The following is a 16,571-nucleotide window of genomic DNA, read 5'->3' as shown; positions in this document are numbered from 1 at the left end:
ACCCGGACTCCGTGGCATCAACCTCGCGGGGCGATGCCAGATGGGCATGAGTGATCGATGAAGCATGTTGGAAGCTCTGTACCGGCCGTGAGCAGCGACGATCCACCCGCTTTCCGACTCGTCGGCCTGCGCAAGACCTTTGGTCACCACGTAGCGGTCAAGCGGGCAGAACTCACCGTTCGGCAAGGCTCCTTCTTCGGGCTGGTGGGCCCCAATGGAGCTGGCAAGACCACCATGCTGTCCATGGGCGTCGGATTGCTGCGGCCGGACGAAGGACGCGCGGAGGTCTTCGGGATCGATGTCTGGCAAGCCCCTGAGCGGGCCAAGCAGCTGATGGGTGTGCTGCCGGATGGCCTGGCGCTTCCCGAACATCTCACAGGTCGTGAACTGCTTACCTACATCGGCCGGCTCAGAGGCCTGGACCACAGCACGGCTCAGGATCGGACGAACAGCTTGTTGACTGCACTAGAGCTGGACGGCGACGCCGAGCGCACCCTGATCATCGACTACTCCACCGGGATGCGGAAGAAGATCGGTCTCGCCACGGCGCTTCTGGGCAGGCCAAAGTTGCTCGTACTCGACGAGCCATTCGAAGCCGTGGATCCCGTATCCGTGGTGATGCTGAAACGCATCCTGAATCGCTTTGTTGCCTCCGGCGGATCCGTGCTGTTGTCCAGCCATGTCATGGCGACAGTCGAGCAACTCTGCGACGCCGTTGCTGTGATGGCCGGGGGCGAGATCATCGCAGATGGCCCTCTGGATCAGATCAGGAAGAACGGATCACTCGAGGAAGCCTTCATCAGCCTGGTCGGTACAAGGCGCGAGAACGATGGGGAAGCATTGTCGTGGCTGTCACCCTGATCCAGATGAAGATCACGGTCCTGAGGCGGTCGCTCGCCCGCACAGGCGTGCACTGGATGTACAGCGGCACCGTGATCGGGCTGTTGGTGGCAGTCGGCACCATCGGCATCGCAACACTCGATGCGCAGCACCCGCGCACTGTCGGAGATCTGTTGTGCGCTGTCTTCGCCCTTTGGACCATTGGCTGGATACTGGCCCCGGCCTATGGCGGGCAACCCCTCCTGCGCGCCGAGCACTTCGCTTTGCTACCACTGCCACGTCGGCGACTTGCTCATGGATTGCTTGCATCCGCCTTCGCTGGAACAGCGCCGTTCGTCACTCTCGTTGCCTTTGCAGCCCTGGTCATGTTCGCCTCCAGCGCAGGCGTCACCGCGGTCCTGGTCGCCGTCTTCGGTGCACTGCTGCAGCTCACTCTGGTCGTTTTGCTGGGCAGCCTGGCGGGACGTCTGTTCGGGGCGCTGACCCGCTCACGCCTGGGCACCGTGGTGAGCGCATTGCTGCACAGTGTCCTGCTGGTGGCCGCCTCGTCCGGCTGGATCGTCTTCATCGCCCTCGACAGCGTCTTGCTCTCGGGCTTCTCCGCAGGGTTCTCCGGCGTAGCGCGCACTGTGCCGACGGGCTGGGCAGTCGTTGCCGTGGAAGCATCGTCCCGGTCGGACTGGCCGATGACCGCTCTGCCCCTTGCCGGGCTTGTCGCACTGATACTTGTCCTGTGGCTGCTCTGGAACCAGTCGCTCGGGCCTGTGTGGTGGACCCAAACGATACGAGCAACACGAGGTTCGGCGGCCGCCACCAGGACACCGTGCCCATGGGCAGTCTCCGGACGCACGGGCGCGGTGTTCCTCAAGGAGCTTCGGACGTGGCAGCGCGACTCCAGGCGTCTTCAGAGCTTGGTCATATCACCCACGTTCGCGTTGCTGACGTGCCTGGTGCCCCTTGCCTTCGGCTCCACGTCGTTCTTGCCCTTCATCGGCGTACTCACCGCTTTGATGGCTGCGGTCACTTCGGTGAGCCTCTACGCCCACGACGGCACAGCACTGTGGCTCGCGCTGGTCCTGCCAGATACGGAACGCGCTGACGTGCGCGGCCGCCAACTGGCCTGGCTCGTCCTGTTTGCCCCAATGTCGCTGATACTCGGTGCCGTCGGTATCGCGTTCAGTGGATCGATCGAGCTGTGGCCGGTAATCCTGGCCGCAACCTGCGCCATCCTTGGCGGTGGAGCAGGCCTGCTGCCGCTCATCGGCCTCACTCAACTCGCTCCTGTGGCCGACCCTCGGGAGGCGAAGAGGTCGGGGACCGACCAACCAGGGCTGGCTGGCCAGGCATTCATCATGCTGATCCTTACGCTCTGCCTGATCACACCGGCGACGACTGCGGCGGTGGCAGGCCACCTCCTCGATTCTCTGGCTCTGCGCTGGGGATCGGTCGCGATGGGAGCCGGCACCGGTGTGCTGTGCTACGTGCACCTCGGCCGCAATGCACGGCGCTCCCTGACGAGGCGAGGTCCTGAGCTGCTGCAACTCATGCGAACACGCAAGGAGGACGTTCGTTCCAAGGCCGGGACCGCCTCGCTCATCAAGGCCATGCCACGTTCGCGTCAACGCCTGCTGTGGACTTATTTCAGCATCGGGTGCATTGCGCTCTTCCCTCAGTCGCTTGCGCCCCTGTTGATGAAGGTGTCCGGTGATGTGGCGAAGGTCTGGTTTCTGGCCCTCTACATGCCCACGCAGTGGCAGTGGCCAGTGATCGCCCTCATGTTCGCGATCGGTGTCTTCTTCCTAACACTTGCAGTACGAGTGTGTGTTACTGGTCTGAGGCAGCTCCGTCACGAGGCGCGCTCCAGGGCCAGCGCTGAGTAACGTCCCGTCGCCCGGGTCGGCGCGGTCGTCCAGGTCGGCGTCGTCCGGGTCGGCGGGTGAGCATCACAAACTCTTTGTGCGACTGTCATCCGAATGTCTCTCAGCACTGGGTACGGGCAGTCGGGCGCGCACTCGCCAGACAACCTCAACACCGTCTGCCTCCCGGGCCGGCCCGACCTGGAGCGCCCCGTTCAACAGGGCCACTCGCTCCTTCATACCTACTAGGCCCGCACCCGACCCCGGGGCCCGTGGTCCAGTCCTTTGCTGCCCGAGCGGACTCGTCACCGTCACGGTCAGCCAAGCGCCCTGTATCCATGACAGCTCAACGCGCACTTCGCCCTCCGCGGCGTGCTTGACCGCGTTGGTGAGTGACTCCTGCACAATGCGGTATACCGCGAGCTGCACCGATCCCGGCACCCGGCCACGGCCGTCGCATTCGTTTCTCAGCAGGAACGACAGTCCGCTCGATGCGCCGTTGGCTCGGGCCTGCTCCACCAATCCTTCTATGGCGTCCAAGGAAGGGGAGTCAACAGGTTCGGGGGCTTCCCCGGCGTCCCGCAGCAACTCGATCATGCGTCGCATCTCGGCCAGGCCTTCGACGCTGTTCTCTCGGATCACCTTCAACGCCTCACAGGTCGTTGTTGCATCGTTCAGCGACATCGCGGCCGTGGAATGGATCGCGATGGCGGAGAGGTGATTGGCGACCACATCATGCAGCTCACGAGCCATGCGTGCACGCTCCGCGGCGATCGCCTCCGCCCTGTCCAAATGCGCCAGTACAGCGGTCTGCTCTGCTCGCTGCCGCGCAGCGTCGGCGGCGTCGCGTTGATTGCGGACGATCAATCCTGTTGCTGCGGGGGCGACCGTGACCAGCCCCACCAGCACACCGAACAGCACTCCAACCGGACTTCGGAGCCAGGACGCCAGCCCAACGATCGCGGCGACCGTCAGTAGACCTGCCGCAACCGGAATCCGGCGGACCGTCGATGCAGGCCCGTACAGAACGGAGGCATAGACGAGATCAGTGAACATCAGAACCGTGGCGAAGTTGCCTTGAATGAGTTGGTCCGCGATAACCACGACTGTGCCGATGAGGACGGCCACACGTGGCATCGTCCGACGCAGCAGCTCCAGTCCGGCAGTGACAGCGAGCGGCATGAGCGTCACCCATGGCGGCACGTCCAGCCAGTTGTCATGTGTTCGCAGTACGAGATACCACAGCACAACACCGCCGACCAGGCCGGTGATGGCTATGAGGATGTCGTCTCGGCAGAGGCGGGGGCGGGGGATGTTCACACTGCCATCAAACACGTACGGGGCCGCAGTGTGCTCCCCTTCGGGTCGGACCGTTCACTACATCCAAAGATGCAGTCCCGGTTCGTCGCATGCGATGACGAGTGTGAGGTCCTGCGTCAGCGAAGCTTGATGCACACGAATGGAGAACCGTTGTGATCGTCACGCTCATCGTGATCTGTGAAGTCGGCTTTTGGGTGCTGCTGGCTGCCGGCCTCGCCCTCCGCTATCTGCTGAAGATGCCGCGCGCCAGCGCCGCACTGCTCCTATGCGAGCCGGTGCTGGAGCTCGTGCTCCTGATCGCCACCGCGACCGACCTGAAGAATGGAGCAGAGCCGGACTGGAAGCATGGCCTCGCGGCGCTCTACATCGGCTATACCGTCGGCCACGGCCATCGAACAATCAAGTGGCTTGACGGCCACGCCGCGCACCGACTCGCTGGTGGTCCGCCGCCGGTGAAGCCGCCCCGATACGGCGTGGCGCGGGCGAAGCATGAGGGCAGGATCTGGCTTGGAACGCTCATCGCGGCGGTCGTCACCACCGTGCTCCTCCAGATCGCGATCTGGTCTGTGGGCGATACGGACCGAACTGATTCACTGCAGAGCTGGATGTACACAGCGTGGAGGGCAGCCGGTATCCATGGCCTCATCGCGCTCACCTATCTGATCTGGCCAAAGAAGGAGAAACAGCGGGAGTACGAATCCGTCCACGTTGAACGCTGAGGGAACTGTTCCCACGTAGACACGAGTCGGGGCTCGCGCTGCGAATCTTGAGCTTCCCGTCCCGGGCAGAGCGGTCCCCCGCATTCCTGCCGTACCACAAGGGATGCGGTATGCGCAGGGAGGCGGACTCCCCGCCCAACGCCCGGGACGCAGCCACTGGGCACAGCCGGTTCGGTGGCGGGGAGATTTATGCGGGGGACGGTGCAAGCAACGGCAGCCATGCCCGGGTCGGCAACGATCCAGGCCGCTGTGTCGCCTGTGGGCCTCATCGACGGGGGCGAAGAGCTTATTCCCGGCCACAGCTGCCGCTTCGTCTCTTCGCGAGCGGGCAAGGGCGAAATGGCCCCCGGACCCGTACAAGCACTGGCAAGTTGAACCGGCCTTATCCCGTGCTGGCCATGATGGCCAAAGGCGACACGGGGCAGACGAGCAGAGACGCGGGCCGCACTCTCGATCTGGAGTTGTGCATACAAGTCAACGCAAGGTGCAGGGTGCTCGCGAAGCGTTCTACCCGGCTCTCACGTCTGGAAGTTGAGTCGCTTCAGTCGCTGCAGCTACAGCTCCACCTCGCTAGACCTGCAGTTTTTGTACCTTATAGGGCTGTGATCAATAATGCGGCCGCTGGCACACAGCAGGGCGGTCACCGTGCAGGCAACCTCTCCTCGCTCCGGGCCAGTGGTCGGTGTGTGCCCACCAGCAGCAGGCTCAACACGCTGCTGTACGACAGTGGTCCACCTGCCCGTCCACCATTCATCGGTCCGGCAGCGATCTCCGGGCTTGTCTGCTCCAGGCGACAGCGCAGTATCTTGGTCGGGTGACCGAAAAACTGGACGCAACCGACTGGTCGATTCTGGTTGAGTTGCAAAAAGAGGGACGGGTGGCTCTGACAGAGCTCGGGCGTCGGGTGAACCTGAGCACGTCCGCTGTCACCGAACGCGTTAGACGGCTGGAGGCGACAGGTGTCATTTCTGGGTATCAAGCAACTGTCGACCTGGCCAAGGTCGGCGTCGCAGTTTTCGCCGTGGTTCGCCTCAAGTACTCCGGTCACCAGCATCAGCCATTGCATCATTTGCTCGATGAGCGCCTCGAGATCTTCGAATGCCTGAGAATAACTGGCGACGACTGCTACATGTTGAAGGTCGGTGCCGCTTCGATGGGCCACTTGGAAACCATTGTCAACGAACTGTCTCAGTTCGGCAGTACCAGTACCAGCGTCGTCTACAGTCAGACCCTTCCCTACCGCGGCCCACGAAGATCTCCGTCAGCGGAGCATCCGCTACGCCGGCCCACAAGTTCAGCATAACGACGGCTACCCCATGATCCTTATACCTATTGAGGAATCGCTCGGCCTGTCGCCATTCGAATCCATCCACCCAATATTCGGCGAGCTCACGTAGATACTGAGAATCGGAACTGCAGCCCATGATGCAGCGTCGGATCGCGTGGCGTAACGGGGTGCAAGACAGACGATTCGGAGATCACTTAAGCATTTCGCCGGGAGCGGGTATCCGGAGACGCTTCGCGGTCATGAGTCTTTCCATGATGGTCTCAGAAGGGACATACACCCAGCCAGCGTGATAATGTGGCCTCCCTCACAATTGCGGTTGATCAGACGCGGGGTGACGCGGATACCGCGTAGTGTTTTGTGCCGTCGCCGTCATTGTTCCAGTTCAGTTTGAGCGCGCCATCGGCAAGACCCCTAGCACTTCCTATGGTGTAGCTGAATACGGACGTGGTCACCGCGCCATCTCCGCTCTCGATCTTGCTGATGCTGGTGTCCCGGTAACGCATCACCGGGTCGGTACCGCTAACCGACTTCTTTATGTACGTGCGAAACGAAGCAGCGTCGAAAGTGTCGACTTGGTCGGCAGAGGGCGGTGCATCCCACTTGATCGTGGCATAGGCGTAGATGGTCGAGCCCGAGCGCCTAGCGCATGTCTTGACGGTGAACTCGAAGTTGTCGGGCCACGGACCGCTGTATTGCGGCGTATCTACCGACTTGGTGCTGGTCGTGCATGCATAGCTGCTCACAGCGGAGGCCGAGCCCGCCGTTACCGATGCCGTACTGACTATCGCTACGACAGCAGCCCCTGCTGTGAGGTTTTTTCGAATGAACTTGCTCATTTTCGCCTTCCCCGAATTCTGCCAGCACACCGGATGTCCTGTCCGGAACTGATACCCGCACCTGTCTGGCTGTTCGAAATGCTCAACTATTGGCGAGTCCTAAGTGCGCAGCCGTAGGCCCGTCTCATCCTCAGGTAGCCATTAGCCGAACAATCGTGATCGAGCAGGATCCTGTCAACAAGGGACGCTAACCGCGGCGCAATTGCGCCGCGTGAGTTGAAGTCCGGCAAGGCTCGCAGCGCCGTTCCTTCGTCGTCGAAGGTAGCGAACGATCGGCTCCGCACACGACGCCGGCGCCTCCGGTAGTCTGCTCAGGGCGGCTAATGTCAACGCCGCTGCAGTGAAGTGAGCAGCACACACTCGCCGGTGTCGACAACATAGGGACGGCGAGCAGCAAGTGACAGTTGCGGGATTCACATGCCCGGCGAGGGCGTGGGGCTCGAAGAAGCGCGAGCCTTGGGCCGGAACTGAACACGTGCATGATCTATTCGAAGGCGGGCTTGATGCCCAAGCCAAGCATCGCACCTACGGACTGGCGGCCGACCTGGTTTCGAGATCTTGGCTAGTGCCGTTGACGCTCCGTTCATCCGAGGCAATCGCCGAGCCCTCGCCCATCCATACGCCTCAAAAGCATAAGCTTCATGAACAGTTCATGGCGGGCTTCGAGGATGCGGAAATTCCTCCTCCTCAGTACGTCGCGGTCGACGTGGAACTCAACGACGACACCCTTGACGGTTGGGGTGAGCCTGTCCAGGTCCTGGCGGTGCCCGTCACAGGCGCCGGGGAGCATCGGCCTCCATCTTCCAGCCAGCCATGTCCTCTTCCCGGGCGACATCATCGTCACGGGGGATGGGCGCACTGTCCTGGGCCCATTCAATGTGAACAGGGAAGAGGCCATCGCGTCCTTCCGGAAGTTGGCCGCGCTGGACGTGGAGACCTGTGCGTTCCGCATGGTGATCCGGTCCTGGTGGAGCAGGCACTCTGCTGAGGTTACCCCCTCCGGAATCTGACTAAGACTTGTCCCGTAAACGATCACGGAGGACGGCGTCTCAGCCGGGTGTCGACCGGCTGCGGAGTCAATCGAGGCCGGTCGCCCATGCCGTCAGCGCAGCGAAGTCGTCGATGGTGAGGCCGCGTCGCGGGTCGATCCGGTGCAGTAGGGCGGGACCGTCGTGGTGGTCCTTCACCCAGGTCCGATCCGCCTCTGTGATTTCGTCGTCGACCCAGGCGAACGCACGGCCTTTCGCCCAGGCGACGATCTCAGGCGTCTTCCAGAACACACCGTTCCCGGGTTCGGGCCGCGGCGAGGGCCAGGGGATGAAGGGCAGCTCGGGCAATTCCAGGACTGGCGCGACGAAAGCGTTGGCTTCTTCCTCCCACGTAGTCGCCCACACCAGGTCGAAGGGAAGCGCCTCCAGCGCCGGGCCGTGACCCGGGTTCAGCCACACCCGCAGCGGCTTCACCGGCTTGTTCGGCAGCCCCCACTCAGTCAGCCGGCGCCGCTCGGCGGCCTCCCAGCGGGGGGTCAGCAGGCGGTGTGTCTGATAGCCCTCGGGCCGACGGTGCGGCTTCGCGGCATACGGGTTCAGCGGTCCGTCCACATCCACCAACAGCACTGGGCGCACGAGCTCATCTTCCTTGGTCCTGCGTCGCACCGTACCGGCCGGGGACGAGACCGCCCACCAGAATTCTGGTAAGTACTGATCTTCGTAAAACGCTGGGCTCTGGGGTAGTGGGACGATCTTGACGTGGGAGCAGTGATCACGGCGTCACAGCCGTCCTGGATAGGCCCGTTCACCGGGCTGAGCCCGCGCTGCTTCGGCAAGCTGGTGACCGCCCTGCGCCGTGAGGGAGCGGACGCGGTCCGTCGAGGCCGGCCGTGGGGCCTTCCCCTGGAGGACCGCGTCCTGCTGGTCGCGGCGTACTGGCGCACGAACTTGACGCTGCGCCAGCTCGCGCCGTTGTTCGGAATCTCGAAGTCTGCGGCCGACCGCATCATCGACCGCCTCGCACCGCTGCTGGCGCTGCGGCCGCGCCTCCGGTTCCGCAAGGGCACCGTGCTCATCGTGGACGGCACCTTGGTGCCCACGCGTGACCATGCGGGGGCCGAGCAGGCGAAGAACTACCGGTACTCCACCAACCACCAGGGTGATGCAGCCGTCCGCGGCCAGTTCCTCCAGATGAAGGCCCACCATCTGGTCGTAGGCCCGCAGCACCGCGAGGACCAGATGGCCGGCGATCACGGCCTTGATCCACTCGTCCCGCCGGCGCCGGATCGTGGTGGCTGAACACGCCTCGTCTGCGACTCGTTCGTACCTCATGCCCGACACCAGCGCCAGCACGAGCCTGTCGAAGACCACCGCGTCCGGGATCCGCGGGTTGTGGCAACCCAGCGGGTGCGCGTCCTGCCGCTCGGGCAGCAGATGAAGGAACTCCTCACGAATCGGCGCGATGATGGACGCAGGCACGACGGGCACGAACCCTCCTGATGATCACAGAGCGTAGACAACTCCATGATCATCGAGTTCGTGCCCGTCGTGCCGTCAACCTTGCCGCGTACATGGCCTACTAACGGACGCTCTAATAGGCGGCACGCGCAGTTGTCGGTAGCACCTCCTACGATCGCCGGTCATGGAGATCGACTTCCCGGAGCCCGAGGCCCGGCCGAAGACATTCGCACGGGCGTTGCGCGCGGCGGACTGGAACGCTTTCGAACCCGAGTGGGACCTGCCGCCGTTGCGCGCGGCGCTTGTCGAGCTGGAACGCATCCACGGCGTCACCGAGGCACACCGGATCGCAACTGGGCACGTCAAGAAGCGCGCGTTGCTGCGCCACCCCGATGTGCACCGGGTCGAAATCACCGCACAGGCGCTCAGCCCGTCCGGCCGGTACCTCGCGGTGGGCGACTTCGGCGGCGACGACTACGAGGCCGGTGCGACCCTGCAGATCTGGGAGGTCCCCACCGGACGGTGCGTCAACGTCATCGATGGGATCGTGGGCGGGATCGGCTGGCCCGGCTACGACGAGATGTTGGAGTGGTCGGCCGACGAAACCCGGCTGGCCGTGGAGTACCGGGCCAGCAACGTGGGTGTCTGGGACCCCTTCGGCGCCGACACCGAGCCGATCGCGACCGTCCGCCTCACCTACAACGGCCGTCCTGATCCCTTCGCGCTCTCGCCCGACGGGCTGCGCGCGTACGTCATGGACGAGACCTCCGAGACCTATGGCTCGATCGTGGAGTTCTCCAGCCTGGAGACCACAACGGTACCGACGATGAACGATGAGGAAGAGGACGACGAAGACCACGGCGAGAAGGATGACGAACAGGACGAGGAAGACGAGGGTTTCGTCCTCGACCGGCCGGTCTGGTCCCGGGACGGGACGCGGGTGTATGGGAACCTGCACAACGGGCGGGTCTGCTCGATCGACGTCGCCTCAGGGCGGGTCTCCTGGCTTGTCGAGGCGGCCCCGATTAGCGGATGGCCGTCCGCCGAATGGAGCCGGGACGAGCATCTGCTCTCCTATCACCGGGACGGCGCACTGGTCATCGCTGACGCGCTGACCGGCAGGCCTGTGGCCGAAATGCCCGGATACCTCGATGAGCCGTATCAGTCGGTCTTCATGTCGTGGGGCCCGCGGCTCGCCGTCGTCGTCCCCGCAAGCGCCGACGCCGAGGCTCCGCGCGTCGGGATCGTGGACTCGACTGGAGAGCATCGCTACGACCTCGACGTGGCCGTGCGGCAACAAGACGATGATCTGGACGTCCGGCCATGGGCGTGGGAGCCGGGCGGCGGCGACCGCGCCGCGTGCCTCACTGTCAAGGGCCGGATCGAGATCTGGTCGCTGGGCGACGAGCGGGGTGAGCGGCTTCACGCCTTCGACGCGCCCGAGGGGGCGGCAGGCGTGCTCTGGGGGGCCGACGGCGTGCTCGTGGCGCTGGGGCCGACGGTGCTGCGCTTCCTGCGCGCCGACTCCGGCGAGGTGTTCGGCGACTTCACGCTACTGCGGCAGCCGCCCAGGCCGCGCCCTCTCATGCTCGACGGCGAGGACCTCGGTGAGGCCATGTATCCCGCGCCCAACCCCACGTTCGCCCTGGACGAGGAGACATGGGCGGTCGCCTTCCCGAGCGGCCTGGTGATTGCACCCGCCGACCGCGAGGACGACCTGAACGCGACGCTCGCCTGGGCCGTCGGCGGGCGCTTCGCCTGGCCGCTGCACTGGGGCGAGCTGGACGTCGTTCCAGACGCATGCAGCGCCGCCGATGCCGAGCGGGCACCGGAACCACTGCGGGAGTATCTAAAGGCGTTCCGCAGCCGGACGAAGCCAGAGCCGGGCCCACGGCAGTGGCCGTCGGCGAACACTGCCACCCTGGACGACCTGTTCCAGGCATTCCTCGAGGCGATCGTGGAGTACGGCAACACCCAGAACCAAGAGAATTCGATCCCCTGGTTTGGCAGGGCGCTCCACGAGGCGGCCCTGATGCAGGCCCGCCGCGGTGAACCGGAGGAAGCCCGGCAGCTGATCGAGGTGTGCCCGGAGGGCCGCAGGGCTCACCTGGCCGCCGAGGTCGCCATGATCCTGGCGCGAGCCGGGCTGACGGACGATGCCCGCTCGCTGTTCTCCGAGCACGAGGCAGCCTGTGAATTCCTTGGGACAAAGACCCTGTGGCCGACCTCGGCGTGGGGTGCGCAGGCACGCGCGTTGGGTGCTATCGGCGGCGCCTGTGCGGCCCTGGGCGAGCAGGAGCGCGCCGACCAGTGGTTCCAGGCGGCAATCAGCGCGGCGGCCGGCTCACGGCAGTGCTGGCTTCAACTCGTGGGCATGCAGCTGGAGTGCGGGCGCGAGGCGGAGGCACGGGCGATGCTGGAAGAGGGTGCTGGAGGCCCCGGCCACCGCGTCGCTGTTTCGTTCCTCGTCTGCGTGCTGCGTAAGGGCAGGGCCGATCTCGCCGAGGCGATCCTGCGTTCGGCCAGGGACTTGTTCGATACGCGCGTCGTGGTGAAGATCCTCGCCAAACACGGCCAGCCGCGGCTGCTGCGGGAGTGGGCAGGACATGAGAACCTCCAGGTCGAGGACGACCTTGACATCGCCGAACGGAACGCCGCAGGCGGGCAACCGGACCGGCCCAGTGACGACGACGTTCAACAGCTCGGCCGAGCCTACGAAGAGATCACCCGCATGCCGCCGGCCAATCGCCAGGCGCCAACCGCCGACCTGATCCGGCAGGCGGCACGATGCCGCCGTCTCAGCGCGGTGCTCGACCTGCTCCCGGCGGTACCAATACCGTCCTACGGCGGGATCACCTCCCGCCCCAACGAGGCGTTGAGCGCGCTGCGGATCGCCATCACGGGTGTGGACGCCGAGACCTGGTGAGCCATCATGGTGCCGAAACATCGGAGCCGTGGAGTTAGCGGGTGTCGAGGAAGCGGTCGAGGGCGCCGCTGCCGAACCGGGCCCTCGGGGCCCCACCCGCGCGTCCATGCTGTGGAACATCCCGAAGTAGTCCACGATCATGCAGCAGCGCCAGGAGGCCGTCACGGATCGGGTCGATGATGGACGCGGGCACGATGGACACGGCACCTCTCGATGGTCACACAGCGTCAGAACTACATAATCCTCAAGCTGTCCCAGTCACGCCCTCACCTTTTCCATGTTCATGACCTACTGGCGGACGCTCTAAGAAAACTCCTGGAAAGTCGAGCCTCGTGGTGGGGTGGGGCTGTCGGGCGCTGCTGTTGAAAAGGCGTGGCTGCCGGGCAGTCGTGATGCGAAAATCAGGCCGCATCTTGATCCACATCCGCGTCCCGGAGGTCCGCATGAACGTTGCCTCGCTGCTGCCGTTGACCACGGCCCGGTTGTTGCTGCGTCTGTTCACTCCCGGCGACGCCGACGACCTGTACGCCTACCAGAGCCTGCCGAGCGTGGCGCGCTACTTGTACCGGCCGGCACACACGCGAGAGCGCAGCGAGCAGGTTGCCGCCGAGCGCGCGGCGCAGATGGCCTGGCGCGCCAACGGGGACAAGCTGGCGCTCGCTGTCTGCCGACGCGATGAGCCCGGCGTCGTTGGCGAGGTGAGCCTCGCCCTGGCTGATACCCGCGCCGCCCAGGCCGAGATCGGCTGGACTCTCGTCACGTCACCAGGGGCACGGCTACGCGACCGAGGCGGCTGCGGCGCTGGCCAGGTTTGCCTTCGACACGCTGGGCGTGCACCGGCTCTACGCACGGCTGGATGTGGAGAACACCGGGTCTGTGCGGGGCTGTGAGCGCCTCGGGATGCGTCGGGAGGCGCACCTGGTCGAGAACGACCTGGCCTGTTCGAGGTGGATCCGGCGGCGGTGGTTGAGCCGCAGACCGCGCCGACAGTGCCGGTAAAGAAGACGTTCCGGGTGTTCGTCCCTGATCAGATGATGTTGCTGCCGCCGTCGCTGGATGAGTGGTTGCCGCAGGACCATCTGGCGCGGTTCGCCGCCGAGTTGGTCGACGAGGTCCTGGACCTGGCCCCGATCCTGGCGGCCTACACTGAGAAGCGCGGGTTCCCGCCGTATGACCCGCGTCTGATGGTGCGGCTGGCCGCCGAGGTTGCGCGGCCGATGGACAAGGCGCAGGCCAACTTCACCGACCCGGACTCCCGGATCATGAAGAACAGCGACGGGGCCTACATCCAGGCCTACAACGCCCAGGCCGTCGTGGACGGCGCGCACCAGATCATCACCGCCGCCGATGTGACGACGAACCCCTCGGACGCGCTGAACTACACCATGATGCTCGACCAGTCCGCCGCGAACACCGGTATCCATCCCAAGCAGGCGCTGGTCGACGCAGGGTACTGCTCCGAGGCGAACCTCGCGGCCGCGGCCGACCGCAAGGAAGAGCACGGCACCGACACGTTCATGGCCACCGGTCGTCTGACCCACGACGAGCAGGTCAGCGCCACACCGCGCGGACGCATCCCGCAGGACGCCACGGCCCGTGAGCGCATGGCCCGCAAGCTGCGGACCAAACCCGGCCGCGCCGCCTACAGCCGCCGCAAGGCCATCGTCGAACCTGTATACGGCCAGATTATGACCTGCCAGGATGGCCGTGAACTGCTGCTGCGCGCTGAGACCGGGGCCCGTGGCCAATGGCGACTGCTGGCGGCCTGCCACGACCTCCGCAAGATCTTCCGGCACGCCGGAACCGCCGGGCTGGCCGCCGCCCGAGCCTGACGGCCCGGACGGAGCCCCCTGAACAACGGCCCACCGAGCCCACCACTGCGGCACCAGGCCCGAACAAGCGGCCGCGACCGGCCATCAGCCGATCCACAACCGCTCGTCGGCTGGGCCATTACCGACCCACGCTCCTAGGGCCCAAGTCCCGCAGCAGGCACTCCCCGTGGACACTGGACGAACGCTTAACTCCCGCACCGGACAGCCAACCAGCACTGATCCGGCGTATTCACGGCGAGCGTCCGCCTGAGTCTGCGGTCGCGACCGCCCTTACTTGACCTTCACATCAATGTGAACCATTAAGGTCTCTGCCTTGAGTCACCTCTACAGCAAGGAGCCGGTCATGCCCGGAGTAGTTGTTATTGGAGCCGGACCAGGCATCGGCTCAGCAGTTGCCCGCCGGTTCGCACGAGAAGGCATGACGGTCGCTCTCATAGCGCGCACTGTCAAGACCGTTGAGGCGGCTGCAGAAACGGTTGCCGAAGCAGCAGCGCCCGGTGCCCGGGTTGTGGCTCTTACTGCGGACAGTGCTGACGAGAAGGCACTGCGCGCTGCCCTCGACAGCGCAGCCGAGGAGCTCGGCACGCCCGACGTTATCGTGTACAACGCCGCGATCATCCAGCCGGACGTACCCGGCGAGCTGGCTGTCACAGCCCACATGGAAGCGTGGGCAGTCAATGTGGTTGGAGCCGTCACTGCGGCGTCACACGTCGCACCGTCGATGGTGGAACGAGGCGGTGGCTCCATCATCATCACCGGTGGTATGCCTGAGCCCAAGCGCGAGTACGTCAGTCTCTCTCTCGGCAAGGCCGGGGTCAGGACACTCGTGGAGCTCCTCGACCAGACGTACGGAGGTGATGGCGTGCATGTCGCCAGTGTCACGGTGGACGGGCCTGTTGCGCCGGGCACCGATTTCGACCCGGATGACATCGCCGAGCACTACTGGCGTCTCCACATGCAGCCGCGAGAGCAGTGGGAGCACGAGATTCTGCACAGTGCCCGGACGAAGGAGGCCGTTCGAACGCAGTGATCCAGGCCGGCAAGAGGGTTCCGTGGAAACCGGTCGTGATCTGTGATGGCTTGATCTCAAGAGTTTGCGGCGGTCGGGCCGAGGGCTGTTCGTGACTGGCGAGGTAAGGCACCTGGTCATGCGCGTGTTCGTCGACCAGGCCAGGCGCGCCCTTGTGTGTGCAGCGTGCGGTTGCATGCCCACAGTGGGGCAGCACGTATTTCGTGCTGCCCCACGAATCCCGCTCACCGTCCCGCCCCCACAATGGCTTCATGACGCACGACCGCTTCCGCGCAGTTCTGCCGGCCATGCTCCGAGATCTCGGTGAACTCGTTTCTCTTGAGTCTCCCTCACACGACACTGCGGCGCTTGCCCGCAGCGCCGCAGTCGTAGCAGCTCAGGGCAGTCGCTTGCTGCGAGCTGAACCCGAACTCCTGGTGGTGGAAGGCCGGACACATCTGAGATGGCGGTTCGGTTCAGGCCCTAGTCGCGTCCTTCTTGTTGGGCACCACGACACCGTCCATCCTCTTGGAACTCTGGAACGGAGCCCTTGGATGGTGTCCGGCGGGATCGCGCGTGGTCCAGGCTGCTTCGATATGAAAGCCGGACTCACGCTCATTTTCCATGCGTTGGCCGCGCTCGACGACCTCGACGGAGTGGCCGTGTTCGTCTCGGCAGACGAGGAGCTGGGCTCCCCCACCGCGAGACGGCATATTGAGGAGACGGCGCGTGGCTGCATCGCCGCATTCGTCACAGAGCCGAGTGCGGACGGGGCGTTGAAGACCGCCAGGAAGGGCATCAGCCAGTACGAGATCGCAATCCAGGGGCGAGCCGCACACGCAGGGCTGGAGCCGGAGCGAGGTGTCAACGCAACGGTGGAACTCGCCCATCAGGTGCTTGCTATCGCTGCACTCAATGCACCAGCGATCGGCACCTCGGTGACTCCGACGGTCGTCGCCGCCGGCGACACGGTCAACACGGTGCCAGGGGCAGCAACGATCGCCGTGGACGTCCGCGCTTTGACGGTCGCAGAGCAGCAACGGGTCGACAAGGCGCTGCATTCACTTACGTGTCTGCTGCCGGGGGCAGACATGCAGATCCGCAGGCCTGTTCATGCCCCTCCGCTGGAAGCTGCTTCGTCGGAGGGCCTGTTCGGCCTTGCGGAACGCGTTGCCGCAGACCTTGAATTGCCTCGCCCGAGAGGAGTGACGGTTGGCGGAGGCTCGGACGGCAACCTCATCGCCGCACTAGGTGTCCCCACCCTCGACGGACTTGGGGCGGTAGGCGGCGGAGCGCACACCGCCGCAGAGCACGTCGTCGTCGACGACTTGCCGCGGTCAGCCGCGCTGCTTGCGGGTTTGGTTGCTGCCACGCTGTGAGAGTTGTCGGTCCCGGCTCAGTGCTCGATGGATGGGCTGAGATGGGGCCGGCGGTCGGCGAGTACCACGCCCGGGCGGCGCCGGGGTCAGCCGTGATGCCCCACACCGGTCGGAGCTGC

12 protein-coding genes and 4 pseudogenes are annotated in these 16,571 nt (G+C 65.0%); 10 read left to right on the top strand and 6 right to left on the bottom strand.

The window, feature by feature from the left end; translation table 11 throughout:
- The first annotated feature begins 87 nt into the window (after nucleotides 1-87).
- Both ACZ7L5_RS31335 and ACZ7L5_RS31330 read left to right on the top strand, forming a co-directional pair.
- Complete coding sequence (locus tag ACZ7L5_RS31335; protein WP_471520840.1) at nucleotides 88-861, top strand: ABC transporter ATP-binding protein; 774 nt, start codon at nucleotides 88-90, stop codon at nucleotides 859-861.
- Nucleotides 846-2,720, top strand: coding sequence for a hypothetical protein (locus ACZ7L5_RS31330; RefSeq protein ID WP_471520838.1), 1,875 nt, complete (start codon nucleotides 846-848; stop codon nucleotides 2,718-2,720). The genes ACZ7L5_RS31335 and ACZ7L5_RS31330 overlap by 16 nt, the downstream gene beginning before the upstream one ends.
- A gap of 63 nt (nucleotides 2,721-2,783) precedes the next feature.
- Here ACZ7L5_RS31330 and ACZ7L5_RS31325 read toward each other — a convergent pair whose 3' ends face one another.
- On the bottom strand, nucleotides 2,784-4,016 hold the full coding sequence (locus ACZ7L5_RS31325) for a sensor histidine kinase (protein WP_471520836.1): 1,233 nt from the start codon (nucleotides 4,014-4,016) through the stop codon (nucleotides 2,784-2,786).
- Nucleotides 4,017-4,168: 152 nt separating this feature from the next.
- Here ACZ7L5_RS31325 and ACZ7L5_RS31320 point away from each other — a divergent pair, with 152 nt between their 5' ends.
- Together ACZ7L5_RS31320 and ACZ7L5_RS31315 are read left to right on the top strand one after the other, a co-directional pair.
- Nucleotides 4,169-4,735 (top strand): hypothetical protein, encoded by a 567-nt coding sequence (locus ACZ7L5_RS31320; protein WP_471520835.1) that lies wholly within the window; start codon nucleotides 4,169-4,171, stop codon nucleotides 4,733-4,735.
- Between the two features lie 814 nt (nucleotides 4,736-5,549).
- The gene (locus ACZ7L5_RS31315) at nucleotides 5,550-6,038 is read left to right on the top strand and encodes an Lrp/AsnC family transcriptional regulator (protein WP_471520833.1); all 489 of its coding nucleotides are present in this window, start codon (nucleotides 5,550-5,552) and stop codon (nucleotides 6,036-6,038) included.
- Between the two features lie 13 nt (nucleotides 6,039-6,051).
- Here the strand turns inward: ACZ7L5_RS31315 and ACZ7L5_RS31310 are convergent.
- From ACZ7L5_RS31310 to ACZ7L5_RS31295, 4 genes and pseudogenes are all read right to left on the bottom strand, one after another.
- Nucleotides 6,052-6,159, bottom strand: a pseudogene (locus tag ACZ7L5_RS31310) (epoxide hydrolase N-terminal domain-containing protein); the annotation flags it as partial.
- 184 nt (nucleotides 6,160-6,343) lie between these two features.
- A complete protein-coding gene (locus tag ACZ7L5_RS31305; RefSeq protein WP_471520831.1) occupies nucleotides 6,344-6,859 on the bottom strand; it encodes a hypothetical protein in 516 nt (171 codons plus the stop codon).
- A 583-nt stretch (nucleotides 6,860-7,442) separates the two neighbouring features.
- Complete coding sequence (locus ACZ7L5_RS31300) at nucleotides 7,443-7,811, bottom strand: hypothetical protein (protein WP_471520829.1); 369 nt, start codon at nucleotides 7,809-7,811, stop codon at nucleotides 7,443-7,445.
- 124 nt (nucleotides 7,812-7,935) lie between these two features.
- On the bottom strand, nucleotides 7,936-8,475 hold the full coding sequence (locus ACZ7L5_RS31295) for a hypothetical protein (RefSeq protein WP_471520910.1): 540 nt from the start codon (nucleotides 8,473-8,475) through the stop codon (nucleotides 7,936-7,938).
- Nucleotides 8,476-8,607: 132 nt separating this feature from the next.
- Here ACZ7L5_RS31295 and ACZ7L5_RS31290 point away from each other — a divergent pair.
- Nucleotides 8,608-9,006: pseudogene (locus tag ACZ7L5_RS31290) on the top strand (transposase family protein); the annotation flags it as partial.
- Here ACZ7L5_RS31290 and ACZ7L5_RS31285 read toward each other — a convergent pair.
- Nucleotides 8,992-9,336: pseudogene (locus tag ACZ7L5_RS31285) on the bottom strand (IS5/IS1182 family transposase); the annotation flags it as partial. The pseudogenes ACZ7L5_RS31290 and ACZ7L5_RS31285 overlap by 15 nt on opposite strands.
- A gap of 154 nt (nucleotides 9,337-9,490) precedes the next feature.
- Between ACZ7L5_RS31285 and ACZ7L5_RS31280 the strand changes: the two are divergent.
- The 5 genes and pseudogenes from ACZ7L5_RS31280 (at nucleotide 9,491) to ACZ7L5_RS31260 (ending at nucleotide 16,452) form a co-directional block, all read left to right on the top strand.
- Nucleotides 9,491-12,232, top strand: a complete 2,742-nt coding sequence (locus ACZ7L5_RS31280) for a WD40 repeat domain-containing protein (protein WP_471520827.1) — start codon at nucleotides 9,491-9,493, stop codon at nucleotides 12,230-12,232.
- Nucleotides 12,233-12,675: 443 nt separating this feature from the next.
- Nucleotides 12,676-13,231, top strand: a pseudogene (locus ACZ7L5_RS31275) (GNAT family N-acetyltransferase).
- Nucleotides 13,232-13,263: 32 nt separating this feature from the next.
- Nucleotides 13,264-14,064, top strand: coding sequence for a transposase (locus ACZ7L5_RS31270; protein ID WP_471520908.1), 801 nt, complete (start codon nucleotides 13,264-13,266; stop codon nucleotides 14,062-14,064).
- Between the two features lie 343 nt (nucleotides 14,065-14,407).
- A complete protein-coding gene (locus ACZ7L5_RS31265; RefSeq protein WP_471520825.1) occupies nucleotides 14,408-15,094 on the top strand; it encodes an SDR family NAD(P)-dependent oxidoreductase in 687 nt (228 codons plus the stop codon).
- A gap of 251 nt (nucleotides 15,095-15,345) precedes the next feature.
- Entirely contained in the window at nucleotides 15,346-16,452 is a 1,107-nt protein-coding gene (locus ACZ7L5_RS31260; RefSeq protein WP_471520823.1) for a M20/M25/M40 family metallo-hydrolase, read from the top strand.
- The last annotated feature ends 119 nt before the right edge of the window (nucleotides 16,453-16,571 follow it).

The organism is Streptomyces sp. NPDC107528 (genome assembly GCF_055639295.1).
Note: the sequence above shows the minus strand (reverse complement) of the source record. Positions and strands in the feature narration are given on the sequence as shown.

Coding starts and splice junctions, on each gene's coding strand:
- ACZ7L5_RS31305 (WP_471520831.1), bottom strand. CDS start 6,859: ATGAGCAAGTTCATTCGAAAAAACCTCACAGCAGGGGCTGCTGTCGTA.
- ACZ7L5_RS31300 (WP_471520829.1), bottom strand. CDS start 7,811: ATGCGGAACGCACAGGTCTCCACGTCCAGCGCGGCCAACTTCCGGAAG.
- ACZ7L5_RS31280 (WP_471520827.1), top strand. CDS start 9,491: ATGGAGATCGACTTCCCGGAGCCCGAGGCCCGGCCGAAGACATTCGCA.
- ACZ7L5_RS31270 (WP_471520908.1), top strand. CDS start 13,264: ATGATGTTGCTGCCGCCGTCGCTGGATGAGTGGTTGCCGCAGGACCAT.
- ACZ7L5_RS31265 (WP_471520825.1), top strand. CDS start 14,408: ATGCCCGGAGTAGTTGTTATTGGAGCCGGACCAGGCATCGGCTCAGCA.
- ACZ7L5_RS31260 (WP_471520823.1), top strand. CDS start 15,346: ATGACGCACGACCGCTTCCGCGCAGTTCTGCCGGCCATGCTCCGAGAT.